Consider the following 25,278-nt stretch of genomic DNA (forward strand, 5'->3'; position numbering starts at 1 on the left):
TACGCGCTGCTTATTACGAACCAAGAACAAACCGCGCGTAGTCTCCTCCGAGGTGCGCTCACCGTCACCATTGAAGCCACCACCACCCTCGGTATACAGTGGCGCACCATGTCTGAACGATTTACCAAAGTGGTGGAAGTCATGGCGGCGCTGCGCGCCGTGAACGGCTGTCCGTGGGATCGCAAGCAAACCCACGAGTCATTGAAACCCTACCTGCTCGAAGAAACGTACGAGGTACTGGAGACAATCGATCAGCGTGATGCTCAGAAGCTCAAGGAAGAATTAGGCGACGTGCTGTTGCAAGTGCTCTTCCACAGTCAGATTGCGGCAGAGGCCGAGTCCTTTACGGTCGAGGATGTCTTGGAAACCCTGGCCACCAAACTCATCCGCCGGCACCCCCACGTCTTTGGTACAAGCGATCAAGTGACCGACGTGACGAGCAGCGAGCAGGTCTTGAGCCAATGGGAACAGATCAAGCAAGCCGAGCGTGAGGCGGCAGGAACCAAGCAGTCGGCGCTCGATGGCGTACCGAAGACCTTACCAGCGTTGTTGCGAGCCTATCAGGTTCAGGCGAGAGCGGCACGGGTGGGATTCGATTGGCCCCACAACAGCACGGGCCTCCAGCAGGTCTTTGCCAAGATCACCGAAGAGGTGGAAGAACTACGGGAAGCGCTCGCTCACGCGCAGCAACAGACCAAACCAGACGCGGCACTTCGTCACGCCACTGGAACGGACCAGATTGAAGCGGAATTAGGCGATATCCTCTTTTCTTTGGTTAACCTGGCTCGCTTCATCAAGGTTAATCCAGAAGAGGCCTTGCGTCGCGCGACCAACCGATTTGTCGATCGTTTTCAACTCGTGGAAGCAGGCGCCGCACAACAGGGCCGACCGCTGACAGAGATGACACTTGCAGACATGGACGAACTCTGGGAGGAGGCTAAGCGTCGATTGCATGGTGCCCAACCAGGTTCGCCTCAACAGCACGGAGAGCACAAGCCATGACCCAGGATCAAGGACCCTACGAAGAAGGAAAACGTGCCGGAGCCCACCCGCTGCTCGTAGTGTTTGGAATCTTGATCGGCCTGTGGCTGTTTGTCGCCCTGATCGTCCCCAGCTCGAAAAATAAGCAGGCCGCTGGCACCGAAGGGCCGAATGTCTCGGTGATCGAAGATCCGGAAGCGGCTCCCGTCATGTTCAAAGTCCAGACGACCATTCTGGAGATGAACACGGTGAGCCTCGTCGTGCCGCCACAGGCCACGGATAGCCAGATCGTCGCGCTGCTGAAACGATTGAAGGACGCACGTCTTGATGGCTCCCTCACTGCACAACTCCCAGCCACAACGCCTGGCCATAAACTGGGCGACCAAGCCATTGCCGACATCTACATCTTTTCAGAAAAACAATTTGCAGAGCCAGATACCATTCGCACGTTGGCACGGGGGGCGCATGCGCCTGGCACCCTCTACCCAAACGCGGTCCCGTTCGAGGTGGCGATGGAACAAGTCCGCGGCTACTACCGGATCGACCTGAACGATACCGCCAGCCCTGACAAAGGATCGCTGGGGTTCGCAGACGAATCCGGCGTGCACTCCAAACAGTACCGCAGAATTTTTTGAGTTGCGGAGGGACGGAGTCGTCAAGGCATCACGACGGATTACAGTCCGGCGCGTTGCTTCACCTCTTCTCGAATCACGGCTCGTTCGGATTGAAACCGCTCTTCGAGTTTTGTAAACAGATGGGCCAAGGGCCCCACAAACGGGGCCAGCATCACATCGCGCCGTTCAAGAAAAAACCCTTCTCCTTCAGCGATTTGGAGCTTCCACCCGGCAAGGTTCTTCGCCACGAGGTTCGTGATCATCAATTGCTGGCCAGGTGAGCCGGTCACCACCCCAAGGAGCCTGCTCTTGAACACCTCCAGCTCATGCGGGAGAGAAATCTTGACCCGCACGCCATGCGGCGTCGGCCAGGTCGATCGTTGGACAGCGTAATCGTACGAAAACACCTGCTCTCTCGGCTCGCGAAATGGGCCGCTCACACTGATGATGGTGAGGCTACTTTCACTGGACGGCATCGGCACAGCACTCCTGGGACAAAAAGTGTCTGAAAGGCAGACAGCCTACTATAAGAGCTTGCACTTCGCCTGGACAAGAGGCTATTTTATTATTTTATAGAAGTAATTCAATCTCCCTCTCTGGGGCACTGCGGCTTGGGCACACTCTCCGAGGGTGGGTACTCGCCACGACCAGCAGGGGCATGGAGATCGAAGGCATGTTTCAGTTTTCTGATCAGCAAGACGACGGCGGGAAACACCCTCCATCGAATCCGAGCGTAGTCAGTAAAGCCTACCCCGGGCTGGTCTTAGTCCCACCCAGTGATCGGACGATTTTACGACGTCGGATTGTGCGAGGCGCACTTGTTCTTGTCGCCGTTATCTGGACCATCTGGACTTTTACAGCCCAGCCCCCGGCCTCCGACAACACCACACCCTGCCAATCCGAAGCCGGTCAATCAGGCCCGGGAAGTTCCGCGAACGACTGTAGCACAGCGGCATCAACCACGGACGTCGAAACGCATCCAAGCGAGTTGAGCCTGACACAATCCTCATCGGTTGCAGCCCTGGTCGAAGCGTCACCGCTGCCAACTAGCTCTCAATCGGATCGGGAACCGTCTCGGACTCCGCCCATGGTGGAGCATCCGGCACCGGCGCATACTGCCCCGACCGAACCTCACATAGAACCACAGGTTAAAAACTCAGACCAGGAGAAATCAGCGGTCGCTCGTCCGCAGGAAAAGCCGGTCGTGAATCAGGAGAGTGACACACACCTTGCCGAACAAGGCGACCCCTTTGCGCAGTATCGCCTCGGACGCCATTTTGCGAAGCAGGAGGGCCGACAGGCGCCAGAATCCGTCAGTTGGTATAAGAAAGCGTTCGTCGGACTACATCGTCTCGCGGAGGCCGGAAATGGCCAAGCCATGTATGTTCTCGGCGTCATGTACGCCTATGGCCGTGGAGTCGAACGAGATATCAGCCAAGCACGACGTTGGTTGGCCCAGGCAGTGGAACACAAGATCGCCGCAGCCCAGCCGGTGCTTGCCAATCTACCGATATCGCCGCGTGCCAATTCCCATCTTCACGCAGCCGAACAAGCAAAAGCCAGAAAACAGCAGAACTAAGCGCCGTTGCTCTCTCAACATCGGAACAATTTCTCACGGTAATGGCAGAGAACCATTACGCCTGGGCCTGCACACACATCAATGACCATCTCCATGCCAGATGTTGCACACGCAACGCCAGTCTGAATATCTTGCAACCCTCGGTCGTGAGGCACTGATCATGTTACTGGTAATTATTGGAGGATTCAGACTGCTGGTTGAACGGTGAGACTTCCGGTCGAACTACTGAGACAGTGCTATTCTGAACCGAGCACACGAACAATAGCGGACAGAGGACATTGCCTATCACAGCGCAATGTCCTCTGCCACTACTATCCGTGAGCTTAGTTCAACGGAGGCACTACCCCCGCAAATGTGAGCAAGTCGGTCATACGAAACTCACCCGGGGTCGCGGAAGGCAACACCGGCATCCAATTAGGACTCGACGCCAGATAGGATGTTTCATCGGCTTTCAATAATCCGATAAACACCTCACCAACTATCTGACCTCCAACCGGTCCGAGGCGAAGACCATTTTCCATCACCTCCGCTTCTTTCATGATGTACAGCCACAGGGGCGTGTTCCGCTCCAACCCAAATGACGACAGCGAATCGAGCTGAGCCGGAGTCAACACAGGCAGGCCCATTCGTCTGGCGATTGCTTGCCCGGACGGAATACTGAAATTCACGTGGCGCATCAAGTTCCGAGATGCCAAGGATTGGACACCATCCCCAGGTAGGCCTGGAGCAGGCCCACGGAAGCCCGGCAGCAACATCACGACGCTTGAGAGCTTGCTATCGATCTTCTTGTTCGGCCTGAAGTTCCCATCACCGAAGTTGAAGAACGTCTGCCAATCGACAAAGCGTCGCGGTGCTCGCTTGCCACCTCGGAGGTCGTTGGGGTCGGGATCATTTGGGTCTTGGGCATCATCGAAGATAAAAGCAAAGAACGGACTATGCCCTTGGTCTGGCCGACCAAAATTCAACCGATAGCTTGGTCGAATCTGGGAATGGCCGAATCGATAGGCACCGACGGAAAACTCAATCGGGATCTGTGGCCGATCATCATCGACATCATAGAATCGGACGCCACGCCGGAGAATATCATCAACGCGTGCCTGTCCTATCGTCAGCGGTAGAAATTCATGAACAATGATCCACTGATAGTGCCAACGGACTTGCCGCCTAGCCTTCTTGAAAATCTCCTGAGCGGAATCCCCGGCATGAGCGGGATCAGTTTGCAGACGATCAGTTACCGCATTATGAAACTTGAGCATCGCCACATGCAGCTGTGACAAGATCACATTCTCGTCATTGCGTCGATCCCCCAACAGAGCGGTCATCGTCCCATGATCGCGCGGGAGATCGAAGCGAACGGCTCCGTTTCGTGAGAACTCCTCTGAACCAGGAATTGCCTCGACTCGAAGCTTGATGAATCCGGAGCTCAGATCATACAGCTCGGGAGATTGCTCCGGTCCACCTCCATACACACTATCCAGGTCAAATTTCGGGGTGCGAAAGTTGGTCGTTTTCTTGGGATTCGTCTTTTCGAGCAACGGAGAATTCGGATCAAACGTGAGATCATGATCTAGAAACTGCCCCACAAACGTCATGCCTGCAGTCATACTTGGGTTGTCCGGATTGTTCGGACTGAACACCGCCGGATTCGTAATCGACAGCACGGGATCGGTGAGGATATCTTGTGCATCGATAAGCCCATCTTTGGCCCCCAACCGCTTGACCAAATCACGAGCCTCGTCCGTCGGAGGCAAGCCAGGAGGGAGATCATGAAACATCCTGGTGAAAGACGTATCCTTTTTCTTTTCGTGATCATTCCCATGACCTCTTCCATCATTATCAGCAAATGCGAGATGACTAACACTCACCCCACAGAAAAGTACTCCTGCCACGACGGCACGAAGCCGGTTCCGATACCTCAGCATCATCTTCCTCCCGAAAATGTTGTGGGACCGCCCAAAAAGTCGAGCTGACCTGATCCCCACGGTCCGCCCGATGTCGAAGCCGGCTAAAGCAATACTCGTACCAGCTTGAATTGCTGGCGTTTCACGCATTACTTTATAAATATATGGTATACGAATGAACAGAGCTGTATCCAATTTGTTCAAAGTTGTATCTGAATCGATACGCCTATACCCGTAAATCGTTGGCGAAGATACAGTAGTCGCGATGAAAATGGATAGCTGCCTAAAGATATTAGCCAGAATTACGCGCATTAAACGCGAATAAGTACGGGGCAGGAACGAACCATATTAAGGATTCATCGAGGAGTGATCGACACACCGATCTACTAACCGAATGGGGAAATACATCAAGCGGGATCACCTCGGACGGTATTTTGCGCAGCAGGAGGGCTGACAGACGCCAGAATCCATCAGTTGGTATAAGAAAGCGTTTGTCGGATTACATCTTCTCGCGGAGACCGGAAATGGCCAAGCCATGTATGTTCTCGGCGTCATGTACGCCTATGGACGTGGGGTCGAACAAGATATCAGCCAAGCACGACGCTGGTTGGCCCAGGCTGTGGAACACAAGATCGCCGCAGCCCAGCCGGTGCTTGCCAATCTACCGATATCGCCGCGTGCCAATTCCCATCTTCACGCAGCTGAACAAGCAAAACCTCGTAAGCAGCAGAACTGAAGAAAATTGACGGTTGGAACTGGCACCCGCTTCTCTCGTTCCGCCCACGCGCCACCCTGAACCGAAGGCTTCGTAGATGACACCCGTTCTGCACTTACGATCTCCTAGGAGGCAGGACCAATTCGAACACATAGATCCCCCGCACACCAACTGCGACAAACTGATTGATATGGGGAACCCAAGCAACTCCCCATATTCCACCATCAACCCGTAGCAGACTCATCAATCTGCCTGTTGCCAAATCCCAAACACGAATTCCGCGATCAGCCGAGCCTGAGACGAGCCACTGGCCCATTGGATCGATCGCACAGCTCCAGACTCCATCACTGTGACCTTCCAACCTGCGCAGGCACTCCCCCGTACGCCAATCCCAAACCTTGAGCGTCCCATCGCCAAGCCCTGAGACGAGCCACTGGCCCGTCGGATCGATCGCACAGCTCCTGACCCCATCATCATGTCCCTCCAACCTGCGCAGGCACTCCCCCGTGCGTCGATCCCAAATCCTGAGCGTCTGATCACTCGAACCCGAGACAATCCACTGGCCCGTCGGGTCGATCGCACAGCTCCTGACCCCGCCATCATGGCCCTCCAATTTACGCAGACACTCCCCCGTGCGTCGATCCCAAATCCTGAGCGTCTGATCACCCGAGCCCGAGACAATCCACTGGCCCGTCGGATCGATCGCACAGCTCCTGACCCCATCATCATGTCCCTCCAACCTGCGCAGGCACTCCCCCATGCGTCGATCCCAAACCCTGAGCGTCTGATCACCCGAGCCCGAGACAATCCACTGGCCTGTCGGATCGATCACACAGCTCGTAACCGGACCGCTGTGCCCCTCCAACGTGCGCAGACACTCCCCCGTGCGTCGATCCCAAATCCTGAGCGTCTGATCACCCGAGCCCGAGACAATCCACTGGCCCGTCGGATCGATCGCACAGCTCGTAACCCAATCACCATGGCTTTCCAATGTGCGGGGGTACTCCCCCGTGCGTCGATCCCAAATCCTGAGCGTCTGATCACCCGAGCCCGAGACAATCCACTGGCCTGTCGGATCGATCACACAGCTCGTGACCGGACCGCTGTGCCCCTCCAACGTGCGCTGGCACTCCCCCGTACGCCGATCCCAAACCTTGACCGTCTGATCATCCGCTCCTGACACGATCCAGTGGCCCGTTAGATCGATCACACAGTTCCTGACCCAATCACTGTGGCCCTTCAATGTACGCAGGCACTCACCCGTATGCCGATCCCAAACCTTGACCGTCCCATCGCTCGAGCCCGACACAATCCACTGGCCAGTCGGATCAATTGCGCAACTCGTGATCCAGGTACCACGACCTTCCAATGTGCGAAGACATTCCCCGGTTCGCCGATCCCAAATCCTGAGCGTCTGATCACCCGAGCCCGACACAATCCACTGGCCTGTCGGATCAATTGCGCAACTCGTGACCTCGTCGCTGTGGCCCTCCAACCTACGCAGACACCTCCCCGTACGGTGATCCCAAATCTTGACCGTCCCATCGCTCGAGCCCGACACAATCCACTGGCCTGTCGGATCAATTGCGCAACTCGTGACCTCAGCACTGTGGCCCTTCAATGTACGCAGGCAGTCCCCTGTATGGAGATCCCAAATCTTGACCATCCCATCGCTCGAGCCCGAGACAATCCACTGACCGGTCGGATCGATCGCGCAGCTCCTGACCTCACCACTGTGGCCCTTCAATGTACGCAGGCACTCACCCGTATGCCGATCCCAAACCTTGATCATCTGATCATCCGCTCCCGACACGATCCACTGACCCGTCACATTGATCGCACAGCTCCTGACCCAATCACCGTGCCCCCCCAACGTGCGTACCAGTGCCGGATCGGGCTTGTCTGGTATCGGCCAGACCGCCTTGACGTATGGAAGGTGCATCGAGGACTCCAATTGCTGGGACTCGCCTTGCAGCATCGGCTCACCCTGCACACGGCTTAAGAGTGTCGTCAGTACTCCTTCCAAATAAGGCTGATTAGTCACAAGATGAGCCGATTGCGACAACACTCGTTGCAGGCGCTGCAGCGCTTGGTCGTGCTCCGCACCATGCAAGGCGAATTGAATATCACCTTCCACTGTATTCGACCCCATGAGCCATATTTTCTTCCCCAGGTATCGCAGGTCTTTGGCGGCCATCGTCAATTCACTTCGCCGGTTCCCCTGGATCAGATGATAGGCCAGATATCTCCAGCCATAGCTGTCGCCTTCCGCAAGGTTCGACCACGACCAGTCCGATGTCTCACGTTGCGCGCAAGGCCCATAACTCTCCAAGAGTCGGCGATGCACTGACGCAGCATCCGGTGTCAGCAATCTCAAGAAGTCATGCTGCAAATCATGGAAGCTGATCCCAAAACGACTACGTTCGTCCTTTCGCAGCAAAAGACTCTTTCTGGCAAACCGCGACAACAGTTTTTGCGACTGTGCAGCCGTGAGGCCTGCGGTCTCGTGCCAGAGCCGCTCAATGACCACATCCGGCACATGGGCATCTTCCGGAAAGATGACCAGTTCCAGATAACGCCCCCGATCCGCCTCCGAAAGGGCCTGCACGCTCAATTTCATGGATTTAAAAATACTGCCATAGGGATGGTCCAGAAATTCCAGATCGCCCTCGGTGAGGGCAAGCAAGAGGGTGGCCCAGTCCATCCCTTCGTGAATCTGCGCCCCAGCCAATGCGAGTGCCAACGGCACGCCTTGGCAACTGTCGGCCACCTGTACGGCTTCGGGAGGCAACTTAGTAGGATCAACCCCGCTCCATTCGGCCAGTAGCTGCACCGCCGCCTGCTCGCTCAACACTCCGACCGACTCTTCCTTCGCGCCGACGGCGGTCAGAATCGTGGCATCCCTCGTCGTTATCAGGAGGCGGGATTTTGGACCGATCACGTCCAATGCCACGGCGTGCTCGGTCTGCCACACGTCATCCAGAATCAGTAGACAGGTCTTCTCTGCAAGATACCGCTGCAATTGTTGCTTACCCTGGCTCGCACTGGAGACCACTGGCGCCTGGTCACCCAGCGCTTTCAACCACTCGACTTGGCAGGCGATGAGATCCGGTTCCTGCCCAAGCGTGAACCAGTAGATGCCGTCCGGAAACGCCCGTTGCACCTCTTCATCATTAGTCAAGGCAATGGCCAACACGGTCTTCCCTATCCCGCCCTGTCCGTGAACCCCGATCTTGGTCGTCTCCCCCGTGAGCCCGATGGCCCCATGGCGTCCCTGTACGAGCGACAACTTCAACCGATTCAACTCCTCCGGCCGATCCTGAAAATGGGGGCGCTGGGACGGGACGCCATAGATCACAGCGCGCGCGGCCTGTGGCCCCAGGCTCACAGCAACAGGCTGAACGACGCGCTGGGCTGCCGGAGACGGACTCGGCGGAATGACGACATCACTCTCTGGAGCCGCACAGGACACACCATCAGGCTGGACTCCATGAAACACCTCGACCAACTGTTGGGCGATGGTCACCAGCGCCGCATGCTGCTGAGGCTCCGGAAGCAGGTCGAGGGCCTCATGCGGCGGGCGAGCCCATTGGTATTTATCCAGCCCCGTGGGAGCCACCACACTCGAACTGAGTGGCACACAAAAGAGACGGGCATGGCCATTCTCACTGGCCATTTCCAACGGAGGGACCTCCTGGTCCATGATGAAATCCGACGCTAAGAAATGAGGACTCACGAGCAGCAAGCCAACTTTGGCTCGCGGTAAAGCCTGGTCGATTTCTCGCCTCCACAGATCTCCGACCTGAATGTAGGGATCGGCCCATACCGCCAACCGCCCTTTGCGTTGATAAGGCTTGAGGAAGATAAACAGTTTTTCCAACCAGGCTTTGTCCTGGTGGCTATAGCTGACATAGATGAGATCGCGCACGTCAGGGTTCATAGACCATTTTGTCGGATACCAACACGAATGCGAAGCTGTGCTGGAGAGTACCGCGAGAGCACACGATTATCAAACGCGAGATGGGGAACCTTTCGAAAATCTGCATTGCGATCACAAATGCGATATCATAAGATGCTCCCTCTGCCATGAACGCCGCCACCCGCATCAAAACCAAAACGCCGAGTCCGTATAAGTTGGTTCACATTGAAACGGATACCCACGACACCAAGACATTCCGGTTTGATCTTCCGGACAACGCGACCTTGGACATGTTGCCCGGTGACTTTCTCTACGTCCACGCAACGATCAACGGCAAGCTCATCAAGCGGGCCTACACACCGTCCTCGCTGCCCGGCACAACGGGATCGTTCGACCTGACAGTCAAGCGATATGACACCGGTTCCATTTCAAAGTACTTGCACGATCAGAAGATCGGAGAGACCGTGCTGATGAGTGGGCCGAATACCGGTGGGCATTGGGTCGATGGAATGGCCACGCGTGTCGGGTTCGTGGCAGGAGGCACCGGGATTACCCCGATGATCTCCATCATTCGTTGGATCCTCATCAACCAGCTTGATGCGGAACTGTATCTACTTTTCGCGAACAAGACAGAATCAGACATCATTTTCCGACAGGAATGGGATCGAAATATCCGAGAGCATCACAACTTTCATTGTCATCATGTTCTGGAAGAGCCTCCCCCAGGATGGTTGGATAGCACAGGCCGAATCACCCCTGATCTCCTGCGGCAGCACCTTCCCCCTCCGGGTGCCGACAGTTGCGTGTTCGTCTGCGGCCCCCCTGCCATGGTGGACTCAGTGGAAACGACCCTCAAGGAACTGGGTTATCCTGAACAGGCCATCATCCTCCCGTAAGAGTTCCGCTCATGAAAGCCCCCTGACACTCGTTTAGCAATTGACTATGGGCAAGATATTGCAGACCTGACGAGCCCCTGAAGCCAATGGCTCCGCTCAGCGAACACAGCGATGTAACGGGATGCACCGATGCATGACAGGTTGTGACGCTACACGTATTCAGTGCAAACGATCTGGATGGGCCTTGCCCGAGAGGGACTGTATGACTTGCTCAGCCGCCAACGCGCCATCACGGATACAGTCGGGAATCCCAACTCCACGATAGGCAGCCCCTGTCAGAATGAGTCCAGGGTAACGGCTCACGGCCGCATCAAGTTGTTCCAATCGACTCAGATGGCCAATGGTATATTGCGGCATGGCCTTCCACCATCGATTCACCTCAGTATAACTTGGCTCCGCGGTGATCCCGCATATACTGGTTAGCTCTTCTCTGACGGTGGCAAGCAATGCCTGGTCCTCTCGTTGAAGAATATCTTCTCGCCCAACACCACCCAGATAGCAGCGCGCCAGTAACTGGTCTGACGGCGCACGATGAGGCCACTTGAGCGAGGTCCATGTGGCGGCGATGAGATGCCGCTGCTCAACTCTCGGGATAATAAATCCAAATCCCTCGATGGCACTCGCCTGTATCCGTGGGAACGCCATCGCGATCGTGGCGGTCGAGGCATAGGGAATCAGGTCCAGTAATCCACCGGCGATAGGCGTCAACGGACGCAATAAGTCGGCTGATACATAGGCTGGTGTGGCTAAGACCACGCTTTCGGCGGACAGTCCGGATCCATCCTGCAAAATGAGGTCATACATCCAACGGCCCACTTCGTGCGATCTCACTCGAAGCGCGTCGACTCGAGCACCCACACGAAGCTCAACGCCCTGCTGTATCAACCGCGTTGTGAGCGCCGTCACCAGCTCACCAAGGCCATTTTTGAGGCTAACGAACATCGTTCGCCGTGGCCGAGCGGATGCCGTAGAGGAGGCTGATTGCTTGGCAGCCATCATGCCGCGAACAATGCTGCCGTGCTGCTGCTCGAGTTCAAAGAACCGTGGGAACGTCGCCCGGAGACTCATCTGCTCGGCATCTCCGGCATAGATACCTGCCATGAGCGGCTCTAGCACCCGCTTATACGCCTGAACTCCAAATCGACGAGAGAGGAAGACGGCCAAGGACTCATCGTCTCTTGAAGAACCGGGAGGCACGGCGAATTCAAGTCCCATCCTCGCCAACCCCGGCCAGGTGAGTAGTCCACTATGCAAGAACGACCCCAGTTGTTTCGGCACAAACGAGAGGAGTCCCTCGGGTAAATCGTGCAGCCTCCCGCGGTGAAGGACACAGGCCTTCTTCCCTGTTTCGTTGGTATTGATCAGCTGGTCGGCAAGCCCCAGTTTCATACAGAGGTCGAGACCTGCCTGTTTTTGGGAAAGGAATGAATCCGGACCAGCTTCGGTCACAAGGTTACCGATCCGATGGGTAACGATCTTCCCTCCCCAGGATGGGTCGGATTCAAGCATGATGCAGCGGATGGGGAGACCTGCTTGGGTCGCTTTTTCTTGCAGCGAAAAGGCGGTGGCGAGACCAGAAATGCCGCCTCCCACAATGACGACTGTACGCGGTCGAGTCACGACGGAAGACAGGAGGTGGATTCGTGTGCAGCCAGGACGTCGCTCAACGTCTCAAGAATCGCGGAAGAATCATTCAACATCGCCATACGCTCCAGATGCAGCCCTTTGCTCACGGCCAACTGTTTGAGCTCAATGTCGATATCAAACAGCGTTTCCACATGGTCACAGATAAAGCCGATGGGTGCCACCAGCACATGGTGATGCCCGGCCTGCTGGATGGTCTCCAACATGGCTTCGACCGTCGGTCCAAGCCATGGTTCATTGGAGCGTCCCTGACTTTGATAGGCAAAGTACGTCGGTTGGTTCCCCAGTAATCCGGTGACAGCCTCAACCGTCCCCTTCACTTCATCGGGATAGGGATCCTTCATCGCCACAATCCGTTCCGGCAAACTATGCGCGGTGAACAACACCGGTACCGTTGCACGCACCTCGGCTGGAAATTTCTGAAGCCCAAGCCGAAGATTCTCTACAATCGCAGCAATCAGTCGAGGATGCCGGTTCCAACTCCCGAGGTAGGTAACCGGGGTATGGTCTTCTAGCCCGGCCCGCGCCTCCTCAACTTTTTTTCGGTATGCCCCCGTACTCAGTGACGATTGTTGCGGAGCCATACAGACCCCAATAACCTGCTCCGGTGAGTCTTGCAGTAACTCGGCATAGGTTTCTTTAATGAAGGGATGCCAATGCCGCAGCCCCACATATACTCGGTATCGGGCGTCTCCCGATTTGTTCAGCTGTTGTTCGAGTTTTTTTGCCACAGCTTGGGTGATACCGACAGCCGGAGATTTCCCCCCTGTTGCTCGGTACCGTTCACGAATCTCTTCAACGAGTTCCGGTGGCGTTGGTCGTCCACCTCGGACATCACGCAAGAACGGCTCCACGTTCTCCAAAGAATCGGGCCCACCCATCGCCATCAACAAAACAGCCGTGTGACGTCGCGTGTTGTTCATTGTCCCTCTCGTACAAAGTGCTTCACCCTAATGACGCGGGGTTCGGATTTCACGTTGCGGATCGGGAGAAAAACCTGGGGTGAGCGTTGAGCACGAGACTCAAAACCAGAAACGCGTTACCCAACCCTTTCCCCTTACCTACCGTTGGCTGAGTTTATGGACCATGTCGATCGTCGCGGCTACGTGATCGACCGGCGTCGTCGGAAGGATACCGTGGCCGAGATTGAAGATATGCCCGAGACGCCCTCCGGCTCTACGCAAGATATCCTCCACGCGGCGTTCAATTTCATGGAGTGGCGCAAAGAGAGCCAGGGGATCAAGATTGCCTTGCACGGCCCGATCATGTCCCACCATGGTCCAGGCTTCATCCAGATGAACCCGCCAATCGATGCCGATGACGTCGCCGCCTGCCTCCCGCATTTGACGCAGGATCGCCGTCGTGCCGGTGCCGAAATGAATCATCGGCACCCCTTCGTGCTTCAGTCCATCGAAAATCCGCTGGACATGTGGCATCACATATTCGACATAGTCCCCGGCGGAAAGACACCCGACCCAACTATCGAACAGTTGAATCGCTTGCGCCCCAGCCTTGATCTGTCGACGAAGATACCCGGTGAGCACACGGGCGAACTTATCCATCAGCCGATGCCAGGCCGTAGGATCGCTGTACATCATCTGCTTGGTATTTAAATAATTACGCGATCCCCCACCTTCAATGGCATAACTCGCCAACGTGAATGGCGCGCCGGCAAATCCAATGAGCGGCACCCGCCCGTTGAGCGCACGCCGCGTCTGCCTGATGGCCTCCGCCACGTAGTCCAGTTCATCGCCGTCGATCACTTTCAGGTGATCCACCGCCGCCCGGTCGCGTACCGGATTGTGGATCACCGGACCCTCGCCCGCCGCAAACTCGAGATTGAGGCCCATCGGTTCCAACGGGAGCAAGATATCCGCAAAGATAATGGCCGCATCCAGCGGGAATCGATCGATAGGCTGCAGTGTCACCTGGGCCGCCAGCTCAGGAGTTTTGCACATCTCAAGGATGGAATGTTTTGCCCGTAACGTCCTGTATTCGGACATGTACCGCCCCGCCTGGCGCATGAACCACACAGGGGTACAATCAACTGGCTCGCGACGGCAGGCTTTCAAAAATCGATCGTTCATCGTGGCGGCATTTTAGTGACGAAGAAGGAGTCCTGTCAAACAGGCCTAGAGGCCCCTTACTCTCCTGCGTTCGGAAACTTCCGTCACCGGGACAGTCGACTGAAGCTCGTGAAGGACGCGACAACCAGGCATCACTCAGGAAAAAATCAGGTTTTACTTTCCTCCGATTCTCTGTATAATAAAGGACCAACCTAACCGGGACGCTCAATTAGCTTAATTGGGACCACGGCTCCCTGTCTCCCACCACAGTGGCTTTGCCGATCCCCCGACCTATGAGGAGAATTGTATGTCCGACGTGCAAGCATATCCACCAACCAAGGCTCAGCAGATCTGGTATTCCTTTCTGCGCTGGTTTGACTCTTGGGCTGGCCTTGAACTGACGAAATCAGACGGCCCGCCGAAGGTCGACTGGATTCGAAGTGTCCCCTTTATTTTCATGCACTTAATGTGTTTTTGCGCCATCTTAGTCGGCTGGAGCTTCACCGCAGTTGCCGTGGCTATCGCCTTTTATTACATTCGTATGTTTGCGATTACCGGGTGGTACCATCGATACTTCTCACATCGCACATTCAAGACGTCTCGTACGGTCCAGTTTCTTTTTGCCCTATTAGGCGGCACCTGCACCCAACGTGGTCCCTTGTGGTGGGCTGGCCATCATCGGCATCACCATATTGCCTCCGATACGCCGGAGGATGTGCATTCTCCACGTCAAAAGGGATTTCTTTGGGCACACATGGGCTGGATTATGTCGCAGACCTTTTATGCGCCGCGATTGAAGAGCATTGCTGATTTTGCCAAGTTCCCAGAGCTACGGTTTCTTGACCGATACGATGTCCTCGTACCCGTCTTGACCGGCTTCGGCATGTTCGGATTGGGTAGGTTGTTGGAAACCTATGCACCTGAACTTGGCACCAACGGCATCCAGATGCTGATCTGGGGGTATTTCATCTCGACCGTCGCACTGTTTCATGGAACCTGTACGATCAATTCGTTGTCGCATGTCTATGGCTCACAACGATACGAGACCGGTGACGATAGCCGAAACAACTTCTTCCTGGCCTTAATCACCATGGGAGAAGGCTGGCACAACAACCACCATTATTATCCGGCTTCGACCAGACAAGGATTCTACTGGTGGGAAATCGACATGACCTATTATTGCTTGAAGGGGCTCGAATGGCTGGGGTTGATCTGGGATATTCGTGACGTTCCAGAGTATGTCCGCGAGGGAAAGACCCGACAAGATTCAGACCGTAGCGTACTCAAGAAGAAGATCGAAGCTGCCGTCAAGTCGGCGGAACTTCCGGCACCGCCACCACAACTGGAACTCACACCTCCCTAGACCCAATCGGATTCAGCCTTTGACCTTGGTCGCTCAGCAACCTGATCGGCCAGGGTCTCCCGAATCCGCTGGCTCTCTCCCTCGATTGTCTTTCGTTCCTCATCGGACAATACCCACGCATCCCCGGCACTCAATTGAAACCGATAGTGCTCTTCGTGGAGCGTGAACCACTCGACATACGGGTGTGGCTCCAGGTTTGGATGCGGGTCGAGTGAAATAAGATTGACGGTGCCGATCTGAGGATTGGCCATATCGCCGATGACTTGCCCCGCCACCTCGTCATCTTCAAAACGGCTGTTTCTGAATCGAATCACCTCACCGGCAATATCAGGCTTAAAATTGCCGCGCAAATAAAAATCCACCGGCCCAATGACCGCAAATACGACCTGTCCGACAACCGTCCCCTCCACACGGTTATCAAGAAATCCTTCGCGCACCCACCGTCCATTGCCGAACTTTTGTGCCATATACCTCTCCGCTCTTTAAGGAACGATCAGCCGCCGACCGCTCCAATGATAACCGCCAAGATGATCAGTGCGCTGCCGATCCAGCCTTGTACATCTAACGTCTCTCCAAGAACATACCATGAAAGCCAAGCCGCGTAGACTGGCTCGGATGCAAAGAGAAGCGCTACCTGCTGGGCCGGAACCAGTCGCTGAGCCCACATCTGCACGGCGAATGCGAGCGTCGCCAGCACACCCGTCACGACAAGACCCGTGAGGAGAACGGGTGTAGGGGAAAACGCGCTCCCCGGAACATCTTCCCACCACGGAGCTGGAAGAAACAACACCGTCATCGCCGCCATCTGCCACACAAGAAGCGACGGGGCATCGACCTGACGGGTAAATCGCTCAAGACAAATGATATGTCCCGCAAACGCCACGGCACACCCCAGTGTCATGAGATCGCCTCGATTCATGGAGGCATTGGGTTTGACGAGGAGCCACAACCCGACCACCGCAATCACCGTCGCCAAGACCACACGCCGGTCAACCCGCAGAAGAATCAACGGCACGAAGATCACATAGAGGGCGGTGAGAAAGGCTGAATTGGACGCCGTGGTGTACGCAAGCCCAACGGTTTGGAGCAGATACCCGAGAAAAAGAAACAGGGTCGAGAATGCAGCAGCGATTAACACCGCACGATCATGATGTAATCGACGGCGACCGATGACAAGCCACACAAGGATAAGCAGGGTGCCGAGGAAAAACCTGAGGAGCAAGAACGAGAGCGGGGGAATCTGCTCCAGTGCCGCTTTCGTGGCAGGAAAAGTCGCACCCCAGATGAGGGAGGTCAGTAGGAGGGCAAGTCTCGGCATGAATGAGAAAGTGCTGAGTCTTGAGTGCTCAGCCTAGGGGCCCTCTCGTTCACTCAACACTCAGCACGTAACACTTATTTTTCTAGGGTTTGCAGAGTGGACACAGCCGTTGCCGGTTCACTCCAGCCTGTTCCATCGCCCGGATCGCCCGTTCCTTATCCGGATAATCGAACCACCCGCCTTCCCAGAAATCGCTGGAAGTAGCAGTTGATGGTACCTCCGAACATCGGTCTCGGTGGAGCGTCACACGGTCGATCGCGCGAGCAATATGCAACCAGTAGATCATGCTAGCCGGTGAGGGTTAAAGGGTGAGCGGGTACGGAGCATTCACGATCGCGCCATACCCCTTTCCCCCCTGACCGGTTCACGGGAGGAGCTGCCATTCATCCTTCTCGATGAAGCACTTCACGCCGGTCTGCAGCTTTTTAACATCATCCTTCTCGAAGAGCCTCATATAGCGCTCAATTCGATCATCTTCATCGATTCGTTCTTCCTGCATCACACCGTTGTTCCCCTTGTACCGTCGAATCAGCACTGGCATCGAAACCCTCCTCTGGAGCTGGCAGTTGAGCCGCGTAAGTTGTTAGAATGAGCAGAATATCGTAAGCTGATCAGCATCGCTTGCACAAGGGTTGTTTGTCAAGATCTGAACGGCTCCATGCGGTGGAATGAGGCCCTCGGCAAGCTGTACCATGCTCGTACGTGAGAGGCATTACCGGAGACGGTACCACCACCCTCCCACAAATGCATCATTCAGGGCATGTCCTTGGCAAATGGATGCGAAAGGAAACGCACGCGAGCCAAGAGAAAGGATAAGATCCTGTGCCACTCTATGAATACCGTTGTGGACGGTGTGAGAAGCAGTTTGAAGTCACTCAGTCAGTCTATGCCAGGGTAGAAGACACTGAGTGTCCTGATTGCCATGCAAAAGAGGCGACGCGCCTTCTGTCTGCGTTTTCATCCAACGTGGTCGGATCTCGGAAACCTGGATTTACCGAGATCAAAGCTAAGGCCATGAACGAGGAACGGATGGAGCGATTCGTCAAATTGCCGCCGTTGAACGCAAAACGCAATGTCCCACCACCGAATATGTCATCCGAATCCGAGTCCTCGTCGGCAGACCGAACCACGTCTGAGTCGTAACCATGGTACACCGTTCTCCTCGGGCCTGGCTACGCCGCAAGAGTCATCGGATCTCTAGTCGTGGAGAGCATCTATGATGGGACGATTGCTCATCACTCAACTCTGTATGGGCCTGATTCTCTTTTTCTCCCCTCTCCAGGCATCAGCTCAAGTTAGGGGAAACCTGATCATCGCCGGCAACGGTCCTGAACAAGCGACCATCGAAGCGCTGGCACGCGCCTTTGAAAAAGCCAATCCCCGTGCCTATGTTGATATTCTATGGAACGAAGACTCAACACCAGCCCAATTAGTGACGTCCGACCAGGCGCAAATTGCCGTCACTGGTGTGGGAGACGCGACACTGGTGGCTTCACAAATCGGCTGGGACGGTATCGGGATTCTTGTGCATCTCGCGAACTTCACCAAAGAAGTGACGACGCAGCAGGTCGCCGACATGTTTTCAGGAAAGATCAGGGAGTGGTCGGAACTGGGTGGCCCCGAGACAAGAATCCTGCTGATTGACAGACTCCGCACCCAAACCATTCGTGAGACGTTTGAGTCTCACCTCGGGATCACCGGAAAGATTCCCGGAACCGCAAAGGTCATCGGACCGGACGACACGGTCATCAAAACCCTCGTGGGCACCCTTCCGCCGCTCTCTGCTGTGGCCTATGTGTCGCTGAGTACCGGGCTCTCCGCCGTCTCCAATGGAGTGGCCGTCCGTCTGCTGCCGGTCGACAAGATCGAACCGGAGGTTCCAACGGTCCGAGACGGCCGATACAGTCTGCGACGTCCACTGCTCCTGCTATCGAAACGGGAGGCGAATCCTCTTGTTGAAAGCTTTATCACGTTTGCGCTATCTCCTCCTGGTCAGGCCATTGTCGGAGAACTCTATGTGGCCATGTCGAACAAATGATCCCCTCACGCTGCACGTAGGGAGGTTCTGATGACAATCCCGTTCCACTTCTTCTTGTTCCTCTCGTGGTTGGTGCTGAGCCATGCTGGATTGCAGGTTACCCTCGCCGAAGAGGGAGTGATCGTCGATGGCGCCGGGTATACACTGCACGACGCGGAATCCATCAAAGGACATGACGAACAACAACTGGAAAAAGACCCCGTCTGCGATAGCAGCCGAAAGCCAAAAATCCTGCGCGTGGAGCCGGATGAGGCTAAGCCCGGGCAAACCATTACGCTGAAGGGGGAGAACTTCGGGACGAGAGATTGTTTTCGGGGTGTCGCGTTCAGTGCGGCTGGTCCCACCAAGATCGATTACAAGTTTGTGAATGAGACGACGTTAGAAGTCACCGTGCCCGATATCCAGCCCGGCATGTCATTCATCGATGTTGTGGCTGGCGGCGGCAATGCCCGTTCAAAAGCCTTTTTGGTACAACCCAAGTAGGCCGATTGCTCCTCGACGATTGCAGCGTGTCACAGCATCTGCATAAGGGGAGGGAACCGATCACTCAGCAGTCTGCTGCCGGACGGCTTTGACAAGATTATCTGGGGTCCCAATGTCCAGATAGCGATCATGCGGAAACTTCACACTCTGTATCCGAAGACCTAGCTTGAGAGCCTCTTGGAAAACTACCCCGACGGCTAAATCTCCTCCAGGATCATTGGAGGTGTTTGCCAGGACACCCATGCTCTGCTTCGTCTCATCCGCATGCAGAAATCGATGGAGAAACTCGGAAAAGACCGGGGTCCAGACAGCAAAACACCAGCCGAACGTGAGCGTCGTCGAAGCAGGTTTCATCTCAATCCCACGAACCCATCCCTCGTTATCACAATCCACCATGTCCCAGATACGAGGATCTTCAATCCGATGCAGACCAAGCACGACATCCGCAGCCGTTCGTTCCTGTTGTTCGATGAGGTACCGGTAGGCATCCGGCGGCCCAAACAAAATATCGGGAAACCCGAAGGCAACCCGGTACTTGGAAACAAAGGAGTAGGCTCGATCAAGCGTGTCAGGAGGCCCCAGCGAGCCGGGAATCACGAGATAGGCAAGCGACATCCCTACCCCTATGCCCTCCTGAAAATAGTTTGGAATATCCCATTTCCCCTCACGGATCACGATGAACGTCTTGGACACCCCCGCCGCCTTGAATTTTTCCAGCAGATACTGCGACGCCACTTTGGGTCGTGGCATCCCGCTCTTCGGATCTTTCGTGAAACCGACAGGGAACAACTCCTTGCTACAAGGAAACGGTTGGAGGCGCTTGGCCTGTCCAGCAGCCGGAATGAGCCCGACGACTTCAGGCCAGGAACGAGGCGGCGGATCGGCAAGAGGAGCAGTCATGAGAGCGGTATTATCGCTGGATTCATGCGATGAGTCCAGACATGTTGGTACGGCGCTATGAGGATTTCCCTTCCCATACCTAGCAACACCCACGGGTAGGCAGATGTGAGGAACCATCTTGGTGAGGCCATGACCAATTCCGTTTCCGGATGCCTCGACAAGGGAAGGCAGGATCGTGTAGCCTATATATGATACCGATAGATGCCTGTTCTACACGTAAGCACTTCACAAAAGAGAGTTCGCTAGATGCCATACTCTTCGTCTCAACAAGCTCTATCCACCGTATTCCTTGCTGTCGGCCTATTTACCTCACTACCAGCTTTGGCAACCCCACCGGTCAAAGAACGCCTTCCCTTAACGATGAGCGGAGCCGGTTGCAGCGGGAAAGAGGCGGAGATTAACAAGATTTTGCAAGCCATTCCTGGTGTCCTTAGTGTCGATTTCAACCGTATCCCCGACCATGTGCTTGTCGACATTACGCCCAGCAGCGTGAAGCCGGAAGATGTGTTGAAACGGGTCAACGAAGCCGCATCCTCCTGGCAATGCAAGGTTGAGATCATTGAGGGATGTATCTCGGCCAAAATGCCGACCGCCTCAGCCGCCCCGCACCAGCATGAGTAACAGTGGGTAGATGAAGATCTCCCCTTATGCTTCATCCATACTCCCGCAACTCGGCCAGCGGCTGTTGACAAACCCAGCCCGTCGCGTCTCTCATCGATCAAAAGCTCAACAGAATATGCTTCGCCTCTTCGCTTGCCGTGGCCTTTCTGGACAACCTTTCTAAACAGCGGTGGACTATTCAACGACCATCGACAATCTCACCCTCAGCGTCATGTCGGATGTTGTCTTCTCGTTTGTCAATAGATCCTAGGCAACGCAGACTGACAGCCTGTCATTTCATAGTGCTGTTTGCACCTAGACTGATTGGCCGCTCGTCCCTACCTCAAAAGGACGTAGTGGAAGCATTCCTAAGATGCTATTAATACCCACATCTTCTCGATAAGGCCTGTACTGAAACCACGGTCGTTGTGAGTGGTGATGCAGGAACAGATGTTTCGGCGTAAATAAGGAGAAGTTCAACATTTTCTCAAGGGTGCTGCTCCATATCCTTGGTTAGAACAATCCAAACAATATATCTGAGATTAGGAAGCTTGGCGGCTCAGTCAATCACAAGGAGGTAGCCCAATGAAGAAAGCGTTAGCCATAGCCTTTGGTCTCGCAACCGCCGTATCTGTGCTTGTGCTGGCCACCAGCGCCGTCTCTCTGGCTACCCCACTGACCTTCGTATTCCAAGGGCAGGTGTCCGGCGTCCTGGACGATGATTCAGGGACGTTTGGGTCCAACTTTGCCGTTGGCGATCCCGTCACCGGCTTCTGGAGCTTTGATACTACGGCAACGCAAAACACAACGGGGCTACCCTATCTGAGCTACTACCATGCCACCTTCAGCGCCACTATCAGCGGGAAGACCTTCGCAGGCGCTGCGGAATACCGTATTTTTGACGATGGACCTGGTGGCGATGGATTTTCAGTCATTAATGAAACTGGTACCTATTCCACACCTGCGTTAGGTTCTCTCACACCAAGCACGTTTTTTGTTCAGTTTCTTGGTATGCCGACGACGACCTTGTCAAACCAAAGTATCGTGACGAATCCAGCCGGGTTGTTCCCACTTTATGATCCTACCTATGCCCCTCACGGGTTGCGGCTTGACGGCGTTGATGGGTCGTTCGGTCTCTTGAATTTCACCGTTGCCTCCGTAAATCCAGTTCCTGAGCCTACTACGGCATTGTTGTTGCTTACAGGCTTGGGAATCATCATGTGGACGACACGCAGGAAGGCCGCAGAATCGCTCAACTCGTAGTCACTGGCCTGATCAATCTCATCAATCTCCCAAGGAGGCTCTTGCTGAGGAGTCAGTCAGAGTCTTCCTTGGGCGATTTCAATAGACGACTCTCATCCATTCGCCAAACGGAGCCGAATAATTGATGCAGGTCCAAGGTCAGGCCAAACCTGCTTGCGCCGCTATGGTTGTGACGAGGAGTTGTGAGGATATTGAGGCTGGCGACTCAAACCCGGACCAATCCTTATGACGACGCCGACTGGTCCGTGGTAGGCATCACTCGAAACTCTTGGATGATGTTCCAGACTCGCAACACATCAACGGTCAGCGCTGCACCATAGGAGGGGCCATAGTCACGCTCAGAAAGATGCCCCATGCTGTCATTCCAAGTTTCGAAGCGCACGGGCCCAGCGGAGGCTGCCAGTGACCAAGCAAACTGTTTTTGGCTCTGCCCCATGGTATTCACGAAGATCCCGGAATCCCACATCAGCGCCAATTCGATTTCCCAGGTTGGAATCGTTTCACCAGTGGCCGTTGTCCGATACTGGCCGATGGCAATCGCCGGCTGTACTAGCGCCGCCGTGCTTCTGACGGAATGGAGTGCCGCTCCGTTGCTCTGATAACTGATCCGCCCCATGGCGGAGGCCCGGACGTTGATATCACCCCATTTCTCCGAATGCCAGACCGACGGAGTAATCTGTAGCCGACGAATGCCGCCTCGCAGAAACCCTTGTTGGTAAATGGTTCCAACGGAAAACCCTCCACCGGCAAAAAGGACCTTCCGATCACACAGGGATATCCACCGAGTGATCGACCCATCGATCGTCACATCGGTTTCCTTCCGAGGGGCCACTGTAGGCACAGACGGCAGTTGGCGAAGCTGATGGACAACCTTATTCTGAAAATACTGGCTCGGTTCGTCACTCGTGGGACTGACGCCGGCAGTCAGATTGGTGCTCCATCCCTCCAGCATTCCGGTCCAATGCTGAGTCCAGCTGAGCGTCATGAGATTGAAGCCGAGCGTATTGCCCACCGTGGAGTCATATTTATTGCCTACGCCATCTACTGGTGTGAATCGATTGAGCGTCAGTCCGGAGGTGACCATCGTATATTGATCCGGGAATGCCACGCTCCCCCAATGCACCGACGGGGCAGGATTTTCACTCCAGGCTGGAGTAGATATCCCGCCTGCAAGTAGTAGCAGAGCCCCACCGATCAGGGTCACTCTTCGTTGCTTTGGCCTTGATGCTCTGTCAAACGCAATCTTCCGCTTCATCGTGAACAACCGCCCCTCCATTAGGAACATCGTGCCTGGCTACAGCACGCGTATCAAGGAACAGACCCGGAAAGTAGAAATGCCGAATAGCGAACGAATTCTACATGACTCGCACAAAGGTCTCGACTAAATTTGACTGAAAATTCATTGATAACCCACACCGATTAATCCTTCTTCTGCACAACTCGCACCAACTGATTTATCCCTGCATCTCTCGACAGGCCTCTCGATCCTATGCTAGCTTACGCGCTTGCTTTTCTATACGCACTCCTTTCGATACGAGAGTTCACAGGCGCAAACATGTTCAGGAAAATCTTAGTCGCCAATCGCGGTGAAATCGCCATGCGGATCATCCGCGCCTGCCGCGAATTGAACATTGCGACCGCCGCCATTTACTCCGAAGCGGATTCAACCGGCATCTACGTTAAGAAGGCCGACGAGTCGTATCTGGTCGGACCAGGGCCGGTGAAAGGCTTCCTCGATAGCAAACAGATCGTGGACCTTGCCACGCGCATCGGTGCGGATGCAATCCATCCAGGCTACGGATTTCTCTCGGAGAACGCAGAGTTTGCCGAACTCTGCGAAGCATCCAATATTACATTCATCGGCCCGTCTACCCACGCCATTACTCTGATGGGCAGCAAGGTCAAGGCCCGCGAACTTGCCGAATCAGCAGGCGTGCCGATCGTGCCAGGTACGGACGGCGCCATTACCAATGTCAAAGAAGCGCTGGCCTTCGCCCACAAAGCTGGCTATCCGGTGATGATCAAGGCGAGCGCCGGTGGGGGCGGGCGCGGGTTACGTGTGGTCCGGTCCGATGAGGAGCTTCGCGAAAACATGGAAGTCGCGGCACGCGAGGCCCAAGCATCTTTTGGCGACGGCAGCGTGTTTATCGAGAAATACATCGAGCGACCGCATCATATTGAGTTTCAGATCCTGGGAGACCGGCACGGCAACATTATCCATCTCGGAGAACGGGACTGTTCGATCCAGCGGCGACATCAGAAATTGATCGAGATCGCGCCATCCTTGATCTTGACGCAGGAGCTCCGTGAAGAGATGGGCAACGCCGCCATCGCCATCGCCCGCGCGGTCAACTATGACAACGCGGGAACCGTGGAGTTTCTCCTCGACCAAGAGGGTAAGTTCTACTTTATCGAAATGAATCCACGACTCCAAGTCGAACATACCGTCACCGAGCAGATTACGGCCATTGATATCGTACGGAATCAAATTAAGATCGCGGCAGGCCTCCCGCTCAGCATCCAACAGAAAGACGTGATTTTGCAAGGTCACGCGATTCAATGTCGGATCAACGCGGAGGACCCCAAAAACAATTTTCTGCCTTGTACAGGAACCGTCACAGCCTATCTCTCTCCCGGTGGGATCGGTGTTCGCATCGACGGAGCGGTCTATAAGGATTATACCGTTCCGCCCTACTATGACGCCCTGCTGGCCAAGCTGACAGTCCGAGGCCGTACGTGGGAAGAAACCGTCAGCCGCATGAGGCGCTCACTCGAAGAGTATGTCATTCGAGGGCTCAAGACGACGATTCCCTTTATGGAAGCGATCATGCAGGAACCCGACTTTATCGCAGGGCGGTTCGACACCTCCTATCTGGATACTCACCAGGAGCTGTACGGATACCACGAATTTGAACCACCGGAAGACTTGGTCCTGGCGCTCTCTGCAGCGATCGCCGCCTACGAAGGACTCTAATTCGAATAAACCCTCTGTTCCTAA

24 protein-coding genes are annotated in these 25,278 nt (G+C 55.2%); 12 read left to right on the plus strand and 12 right to left on the minus strand.

Features of this window, described 5'->3' with window-relative positions:
• Window positions 1–108 precede the first annotated feature (108 nt).
• A complete protein-coding gene (gene mazG / locus COMA1_RS14880) occupies window positions 109–1,002 on the plus strand; it encodes a nucleoside triphosphate pyrophosphohydrolase (RefSeq protein WP_090749935.1) in 894 nt (297 codons plus the stop codon).
• Window positions 999–1,616, plus strand: a complete 618-nt coding sequence (locus tag COMA1_RS14885; RefSeq protein ID WP_090749937.1) for a hypothetical protein — start codon at window positions 999–1,001, stop codon at window positions 1,614–1,616. Before mazG ends, COMA1_RS14885 begins: the two co-directional genes overlap by 4 nt.
• Before the next feature lie 38 nt (window positions 1,617–1,654).
• On the opposite strand, the gene COMA1_RS14890 is transcribed toward COMA1_RS14885, so the two are convergent.
• On the minus strand, window positions 1,655–2,071 hold the full coding sequence (locus COMA1_RS14890; RefSeq protein WP_090749939.1) for a hypothetical protein: 417 nt from the start codon (window positions 2,069–2,071) through the stop codon (window positions 1,655–1,657).
• A 197-nt stretch (window positions 2,072–2,268) separates the two neighbouring features.
• Here COMA1_RS14890 and COMA1_RS14895 point away from each other — a divergent pair, with 197 nt between their 5' ends.
• Complete coding sequence (locus COMA1_RS14895) at window positions 2,269–3,174, plus strand: tetratricopeptide repeat protein (RefSeq protein WP_218055402.1); 906 nt, start codon at window positions 2,269–2,271, stop codon at window positions 3,172–3,174.
• A gap of 323 nt (window positions 3,175–3,497) precedes the next feature.
• On the opposite strand, the gene COMA1_RS14900 is transcribed toward COMA1_RS14895, so the two are convergent.
• The gene (locus tag COMA1_RS14900; RefSeq protein WP_176698091.1) at window positions 3,498–5,099 is read right to left on the minus strand and encodes a peroxidase family protein; all 1,602 of its coding nucleotides are present in this window, start codon (window positions 5,097–5,099) and stop codon (window positions 3,498–3,500) included.
• Between the two features lie 511 nt (window positions 5,100–5,610).
• Here COMA1_RS14900 and COMA1_RS14905 point away from each other — a divergent pair.
• The gene (locus tag COMA1_RS14905; RefSeq protein WP_090749945.1) at window positions 5,611–5,811 is read left to right on the plus strand and encodes an SEL1-like repeat protein; all 201 of its coding nucleotides are present in this window, start codon (window positions 5,611–5,613) and stop codon (window positions 5,809–5,811) included.
• 94 nt (window positions 5,812–5,905) lie between these two features.
• Here COMA1_RS14905 and COMA1_RS14910 read toward each other — a convergent pair whose 3' ends face one another.
• Window positions 5,906–9,718 (minus strand): NB-ARC domain-containing protein, encoded by a 3,813-nt coding sequence (locus COMA1_RS14910; RefSeq protein WP_176698092.1) that lies wholly within the window; start codon window positions 9,716–9,718, stop codon window positions 5,906–5,908.
• A gap of 158 nt (window positions 9,719–9,876) precedes the next feature.
• On the opposite strand from COMA1_RS14910, the gene COMA1_RS14915 reads away from it, so the two are divergent.
• On the plus strand, window positions 9,877–10,605 hold the full coding sequence (locus COMA1_RS14915; RefSeq protein WP_090749949.1) for a cytochrome b5 reductase family protein: 729 nt from the start codon (window positions 9,877–9,879) through the stop codon (window positions 10,603–10,605).
• Window positions 10,606–10,764: 159 nt separating this feature from the next.
• Here COMA1_RS14915 and hemG read toward each other — a convergent pair whose 3' ends face one another.
• From hemG to hemE, 3 genes are all read right to left on the minus strand, one after another.
• Window positions 10,765–12,225, minus strand: coding sequence for a protoporphyrinogen oxidase (gene hemG, locus COMA1_RS14920; RefSeq protein WP_176698093.1), 1,461 nt, complete (start codon window positions 12,223–12,225; stop codon window positions 10,765–10,767).
• Window positions 12,222–13,172, minus strand: coding sequence for a ferrochelatase (gene hemH / locus COMA1_RS14925; RefSeq protein WP_090749953.1), 951 nt, complete (start codon window positions 13,170–13,172; stop codon window positions 12,222–12,224). The genes hemG and hemH overlap by 4 nt, the downstream gene beginning before the upstream one ends.
• A gap of 138 nt (window positions 13,173–13,310) precedes the next feature.
• Complete coding sequence (hemE, locus tag COMA1_RS14930; protein ID WP_090749955.1) at window positions 13,311–14,336, minus strand: uroporphyrinogen decarboxylase; 1,026 nt, start codon at window positions 14,334–14,336, stop codon at window positions 13,311–13,313.
• Between the two features lie 286 nt (window positions 14,337–14,622).
• On the opposite strand from hemE, the gene COMA1_RS14935 reads away from it, so the two are divergent.
• Window positions 14,623–15,678 carry an acyl-CoA desaturase gene (locus tag COMA1_RS14935; RefSeq protein ID WP_090749957.1) on the plus strand — a complete coding sequence of 352 codons (1,056 nt, stop codon included), beginning with the start codon at window positions 14,623–14,625 and terminating at the stop codon, window positions 15,676–15,678.
• On the opposite strand, the gene COMA1_RS14940 is transcribed toward COMA1_RS14935, so the two are convergent.
• From COMA1_RS14940 to COMA1_RS21135, 4 genes are all read right to left on the minus strand, one after another.
• Entirely contained in the window at window positions 15,675–16,145 is a 471-nt protein-coding gene (locus tag COMA1_RS14940) for a hypothetical protein (protein ID WP_090749959.1), read from the minus strand. The genes COMA1_RS14935 and COMA1_RS14940 overlap by 4 nt on opposite strands.
• A 26-nt stretch (window positions 16,146–16,171) precedes the next feature.
• Window positions 16,172–16,996 carry a DMT family transporter gene (locus COMA1_RS14945; protein WP_090749960.1) on the minus strand — a complete coding sequence of 275 codons (825 nt, stop codon included), beginning with the start codon at window positions 16,994–16,996 and terminating at the stop codon, window positions 16,172–16,174.
• 82 nt (window positions 16,997–17,078) lie between these two features.
• On the minus strand, window positions 17,079–17,282 hold the full coding sequence (locus COMA1_RS20670; protein WP_141654359.1) for a hypothetical protein: 204 nt from the start codon (window positions 17,280–17,282) through the stop codon (window positions 17,079–17,081).
• 78 nt (window positions 17,283–17,360) lie between these two features.
• A complete protein-coding gene (locus tag COMA1_RS21135; protein ID WP_176698094.1) occupies window positions 17,361–17,537 on the minus strand; it encodes a hypothetical protein in 177 nt (58 codons plus the stop codon).
• Window positions 17,538–17,818: 281 nt separating this feature from the next.
• On the opposite strand from COMA1_RS21135, the gene COMA1_RS14950 reads away from it, so the two are divergent.
• The 3 genes from COMA1_RS14950 to COMA1_RS14960 all read left to right on the plus strand — a co-directional run bounded on the left by COMA1_RS14950 (window position 17,819) and on the right by COMA1_RS14960 (window position 19,517).
• Window positions 17,819–18,139: an FmdB family zinc ribbon protein gene (locus COMA1_RS14950; RefSeq protein ID WP_090749962.1), complete on the plus strand. Its 321-nt coding sequence runs from the start codon at window positions 17,819–17,821 to the stop codon at window positions 18,137–18,139.
• 73 nt (window positions 18,140–18,212) lie between these two features.
• A complete protein-coding gene (locus COMA1_RS14955) occupies window positions 18,213–19,034 on the plus strand; it encodes a substrate-binding domain-containing protein (protein WP_090749964.1) in 822 nt (273 codons plus the stop codon).
• Between the two features lie 30 nt (window positions 19,035–19,064).
• Window positions 19,065–19,517 carry an IPT/TIG domain-containing protein gene (locus tag COMA1_RS14960; protein WP_090749966.1) on the plus strand — a complete coding sequence of 151 codons (453 nt, stop codon included), beginning with the start codon at window positions 19,065–19,067 and terminating at the stop codon, window positions 19,515–19,517.
• A 60-nt stretch (window positions 19,518–19,577) separates the two neighbouring features.
• Here COMA1_RS14960 and COMA1_RS14965 read toward each other — a convergent pair whose 3' ends face one another.
• Window positions 19,578–20,417, minus strand: a complete 840-nt coding sequence (locus tag COMA1_RS14965) for a nucleotidyltransferase family protein (RefSeq protein WP_090749968.1) — start codon at window positions 20,415–20,417, stop codon at window positions 19,578–19,580.
• A gap of 246 nt (window positions 20,418–20,663) precedes the next feature.
• On the opposite strand from COMA1_RS14965, the gene COMA1_RS14970 reads away from it, so the two are divergent.
• Together COMA1_RS14970 and COMA1_RS14975 are read left to right on the plus strand one after the other, a co-directional pair.
• Entirely contained in the window at window positions 20,664–21,038 is a 375-nt protein-coding gene (locus tag COMA1_RS14970) for a heavy-metal-associated domain-containing protein (RefSeq protein WP_141654360.1), read from the plus strand.
• Between the two features lie 564 nt (window positions 21,039–21,602).
• Complete coding sequence (locus COMA1_RS14975; RefSeq protein WP_090749972.1) at window positions 21,603–22,280, plus strand: PEP-CTERM sorting domain-containing protein; 678 nt, start codon at window positions 21,603–21,605, stop codon at window positions 22,278–22,280.
• 223 nt (window positions 22,281–22,503) lie between these two features.
• Here the strand turns inward: COMA1_RS14975 and COMA1_RS14980 are convergent, their stop codons facing one another.
• On the minus strand, window positions 22,504–23,388 hold the full coding sequence (locus COMA1_RS14980) for a hypothetical protein (RefSeq protein WP_141654361.1): 885 nt from the start codon (window positions 23,386–23,388) through the stop codon (window positions 22,504–22,506).
• A 447-nt stretch (window positions 23,389–23,835) separates the two neighbouring features.
• Here COMA1_RS14980 and accC point away from each other — a divergent pair, with 447 nt between their 5' ends.
• A complete protein-coding gene (gene accC, locus COMA1_RS14985; RefSeq protein WP_090749976.1) occupies window positions 23,836–25,254 on the plus strand; it encodes an acetyl-CoA carboxylase biotin carboxylase subunit in 1,419 nt (472 codons plus the stop codon).
• The last annotated feature ends 24 nt before the right edge of the window (window positions 25,255–25,278 follow it).

It is taken from the genome of Candidatus Nitrospira nitrosa, from assembly GCF_001458735.1.
Taxonomy (GTDB): Bacteria; Nitrospirota; Nitrospiria; order Nitrospirales; family Nitrospiraceae; genus Nitrospira_D; species Nitrospira_D nitrosa.